The organism is Kitasatospora sp. NPDC059146 (genome assembly GCF_042786665.1).
GTDB lineage: Bacteria > Actinomycetota > Actinomycetes > Streptomycetales > Streptomycetaceae > Kitasatospora.
On sequence record NZ_JBHZCY010000022.1, the window covers coordinates 55,487 to 59,171 of the forward strand.

The 3,685-nt window shown below is 65.2% G+C and carries 6 protein-coding genes; 1 reads left to right on the top strand and 5 read right to left on the bottom strand.

The genetic code is table 11. The features are described 5' to 3' along the window. Positions 1-180: 180 nt before the first annotated feature. The 5 genes from ACFXPX_RS12850 to ACFXPX_RS12870 form a co-directional block, all read right to left on the bottom strand. The gene (locus ACFXPX_RS12850; RefSeq protein ID WP_380640996.1) at positions 181-519 is read right to left on the bottom strand and encodes a hypothetical protein; all 339 of its coding nucleotides are present in this window, start codon (positions 517-519) and stop codon (positions 181-183) included. 149 nt (positions 520-668) lie between these two features. Further along, positions 669-1,322: a DUF5753 domain-containing protein gene (locus tag ACFXPX_RS12855; RefSeq protein WP_380640998.1), complete on the bottom strand. Its 654-nt coding sequence runs from the start codon at positions 1,320-1,322 to the stop codon at positions 669-671. Between the two features lie 27 nt (positions 1,323-1,349). Beyond that, the gene (locus tag ACFXPX_RS12860) at positions 1,350-2,177 is read right to left on the bottom strand and encodes a helix-turn-helix domain-containing protein (protein ID WP_380640999.1); all 828 of its coding nucleotides are present in this window, start codon (positions 2,175-2,177) and stop codon (positions 1,350-1,352) included. Continuing rightward, positions 2,174-2,704 carry a DUF6879 family protein gene (locus tag ACFXPX_RS12865; protein ID WP_380641001.1) on the bottom strand — a complete coding sequence of 177 codons (531 nt, stop codon included), beginning with the start codon at positions 2,702-2,704 and terminating at the stop codon, positions 2,174-2,176. The genes ACFXPX_RS12860 and ACFXPX_RS12865 overlap by 4 nt, the downstream gene beginning before the upstream one ends. Beyond that, a complete protein-coding gene (locus tag ACFXPX_RS12870) occupies positions 2,688-2,879 on the bottom strand; it encodes a hypothetical protein (protein ID WP_375891957.1) in 192 nt (63 codons plus the stop codon). The genes ACFXPX_RS12865 and ACFXPX_RS12870 overlap by 17 nt, the downstream gene beginning before the upstream one ends. Before the next feature lie 333 nt (positions 2,880-3,212). On the opposite strand from ACFXPX_RS12870, the gene ACFXPX_RS12875 reads away from it, so the two are divergent. After that, positions 3,213-3,587 (top strand): SMI1/KNR4 family protein, encoded by a 375-nt coding sequence (locus ACFXPX_RS12875; protein ID WP_375891955.1) that lies wholly within the window; start codon positions 3,213-3,215, stop codon positions 3,585-3,587. The last annotated feature ends 98 nt before the right edge of the window (positions 3,588-3,685 follow it).

A 3,685-nucleotide genomic window follows, 5' to 3' on the forward strand; every position in this document is an offset into this window, starting at 1 on the left:
AGCACCCCGCCCCACCCGGCCGCCCCGTCGTGGTGGGCCGCCAGGGCCAACCTCGACGGGAACCACGCCGTGTCCGCCCGGAAGACGGGGGTCCCGCGCCGGTTCAGCTCCTCGATCACGAGATCAGCGGTGGGATCGAACGTCCCCGTGAGCACGAGGACGGCATCGGCGGTCGGCATCTCAGTCGTTGCTGCTTCCGGGGTCGTCCGGCGCGTCCATCTGCCCGGTGGGCTGCGTGGGGCCGAACGTCTTCGGCGGGCTGCTGGTCATGTAGACACCGGGCGGAAGCCCCTCGTAGGTGCAGGTCTGGGTCTCGTCGTCGTACCCGATGTCGGCGGGCAGGATCCCCCCGGCCCCGGTGACCGGAACGAGGAACCGGAACGCGAACGGGCTCTCCGGGCCGCGCTCGCCGTCCAGTTCGGGCATGGGCGTCGCCCCTGCCACGCCCATGGGCAGCCGGGACTCCACCCGGTCGAAGACCGGAACGGCCTTCGACCGGGTCAGGACAGTGGTGGACATGTGTACCTCCGCGTTGGCGCACTCGTCGAATCGCGGGCCGCACACGACGCATTCCTTGTCGTGCGGCTCTCCCCGGCGGCCTCATTCCGCCCGGCGAGCAACCACGTTAGGACCAGCAGGGGATCCTCCGGACAGGGTTTCCTGATCCGTCAAATATCCGATCCGGGAGACGCGGCCCCTCTTGCAATTTCCCGGATCTCGGCAGCCCACGTCGCCAGCTTTGTCCAGGCCTCCTCATCCCGTAGCGAATAGCCCTCGAACGTTCGGAAGTCATTCAGATACTCCTGAACATCATCGGGGTCGCGAAAGACGAGTGCGCCTGTGGTGACCTCGACAGTGGCCAGATCAGCGCCATAGACGGTGAAGACGTTCAGAGGCGCTCGCGGCAGATGGCCTTCCATCGGAATCACACCGAGCCGAACGTTCGGCAACCGGGCCACAGATGCCAGACGCTCGAGCTGGACGGCCATGCCCGCCGGTGGCAGCAGCGGCCACCGGCAGGCCTGCTCGGTGAGGATGAAGGTGAAGCACTTCGAGGAATCACGGAGTACAGCCTGCCGCTCCAGTTTCTTGGCGACAACCTTCGAATGATCACCCGGAAACGGGGCCACGCTGGCCCTCGCGTACTCCGGTGTCGCGAGCAACCCGGTGATCATCGTCGGCAGGAAGTAGCGAAACTCACGGAAGTCCCGCTCAAGGGCCGACAGTTCCAGCTGCTTGGTGTCCACCCCCGTCCGGCGCACGGCTTTGCCGTCCTGCCACTCCGCGTTGGTCGTCTGAGTCAACCCAGGCACTTCGGCCACGCCAACCTCCGGAAGGGATTACTGCAGCTAGGGTTCCTGGCGCCACAAGAAATCATCTCGAATGATCTCGATGGCACGACGCATCTCGTCAGCGGCAAAGGCCGCTTCGGCGAATCCTTCAAACTTGCGGATATAGAGCTCGACGTCACGAGGATCGGTGACAGAAATCTCGGCATGAATGGTTTCGACCGTCACCATGCGATCGTCGCGTATGACGAAGGAGTGCGACGGCACGTCGAACTGTCTGACCGCCAGCGGTACGACCCGGACATCGACATGGGGCAGCCGAGAGGCGGAGAGGATCCGGTCGAGCTGACCTGCCATCATGACGTCCGGCACGAAGCGCCACCGAAGAACCGACTCGGTGATGACGAACCTGAACGTCTTGGTTGTCTCATAGAGCGATTGCTGCCTTGCGATCCGCGCCGCCACCGTTCGATCCAACTGCTCGCCGCCGATTCCCGTTCTCGCGAACACGGCCCGAATGTACTCAGGAGTCTGGAGCAATCCGGGAACGAGTGACGGCTGGAAGACCCGAATCATGTCCGTGGAGTCATCCAGGGCTTTGATCTGCTGCTGCTTGCGGTGATACCCCAGGCGGCGGATCAGGCGCCATGCCGTCGCCTCCGTCGCATCGGCTCTGGCCGCAGCCATGTACTCGGCTTTGACCTCGTCGGAGACGCCTATGGCCGTGAGGATCCGCTCCACATCAACGACGGTCGGCGACACCTTGCCGGTCTCGATCTTGCTCAGCTTGCTCGGGGACATGACAGCGCCACGGGCCACGGCTTTGGCTTCTTTCCCAGAAGCCTGCCGAAGTTCCCGCAGCGCTGTCCCGAGCTGTGTTCTGTTCACTCGCCGTGCTCGGCCCACCAGTCCGCGAACGGGACGGCGTTGGCCATCGCGAGGTCGCGGTAGGCCTTGAACTCGGCGATCCGGTTGTTGTCGGTGTGGAACTCGGAGCCGAGGTACTTCCCCTTGGCGTCGTAGCTCATCTCGGCGGCGGTGGCGTCGTCGAAGAGCCAGAAGTCCGGCGCCTTGGGGATGGGGTTGATCCGGTCCGTGGTGTCGAGGATGAAGAACTCCTCGCCGGCCGCCATGTTCCGCAGGTACCCCCAACTGAGTTCGAACCGGAGGTAGTCCGTGAGCGGACGCGAAAGAATGTGTACCCGGTACATGCGCTTGCCGACCCGGGCTGCGTTGCCCACAGTCCCGACCCAGCCGGAGTTCTTGAAGTCTTCCGGCTGCTCCTCGCCTGCGAGGAAGGCATGATAGGCGTCCACTCCGCCGGACCGGCTGTAGTCGTCCAGCGTCTCCAGCCGGAACGCCTCCCGTTCGAACTCCGAGAACCAGTCCCCCAGGGTCCTAGATGAGGTTGTCACGGATGGCCTTTCGGATGAGTTCCATGGGAATCTCGACGAGCTTCTCGTGACCCGGAATCTGGAGATCGTGCTCGGTCAGGTGCTCACCCTGAACGGCGAGGCTGCCCCGATCCGTCAGGTAGAGCGTCGGACACTCGCCCTCTTCACAGGAACCCACAAGCCGCGTCAGCTTCACGATGTCTCCTCGCTCGCCCGGTCTTACGACGATGCTCCCGAGTCAAGCCGGGGGAGGCAAGAGGCAAGCGTTTCCGGTACTGGAAACCAGCTCAACTTCGAACATCCACACGAGAGTTCGGTAGCGACAGCGTTCCTTTTGGCAACGGAAGGGGCGTTGGCGTGGGAAGTCGGCCGGGCCGACTTCCCACGCTCTCCTCCCACCTGCAGGCCCGGGGTCTGTGCAGGTCGCCTTCGTGGGAAAGCTCGGCGGCTGCTGGGTAGGGTTCGGGGGATGTGGAGAGAAGCGGCTCTTGGGGCCTATTCCGAGGTGGGGTTCCGGGAGCCCGTGCAGGTGGCGGCGCTGGCTGAGGCGGAGCGGCGGCTCGGGTTCGGGCTGCCCGGTGAGCTGGGGGAGTTGTTGCTGGAGAGCGACGGGGTCATCGGGCGCACCTGGGTGGACACCGTCTGGCCGGTCGAGCGGATCGTCGAGCAGAACCTGCTGTTCCGGTCCGACCGTTCTTTCGCCGAGTTGTACATGCCCTTCGACGCCCTGCTGTTCTTCGGGGACAACGGCGGAGGGGACCAGTTCGCCTTCGTGCGGACTCCGGTGCGTCCGGACATCTTCGTCTGGGAGCACGAGTCCGACAGCCGCCGGTGGGTGGCGCGGGACTTGCGGGACTACCTGGGCCGCTCGCTCGCCCAGGGCGGCGACGACTGGTACCAGTAGCGCCAACAGCGGTGCGGCACAGGAAGTCGGGCGGGGCGACATGCGGTGGCGCGGGGGGGTGGCGGGGTCGGCGTGACGGGGTTGGGGTGCCGGGGGTG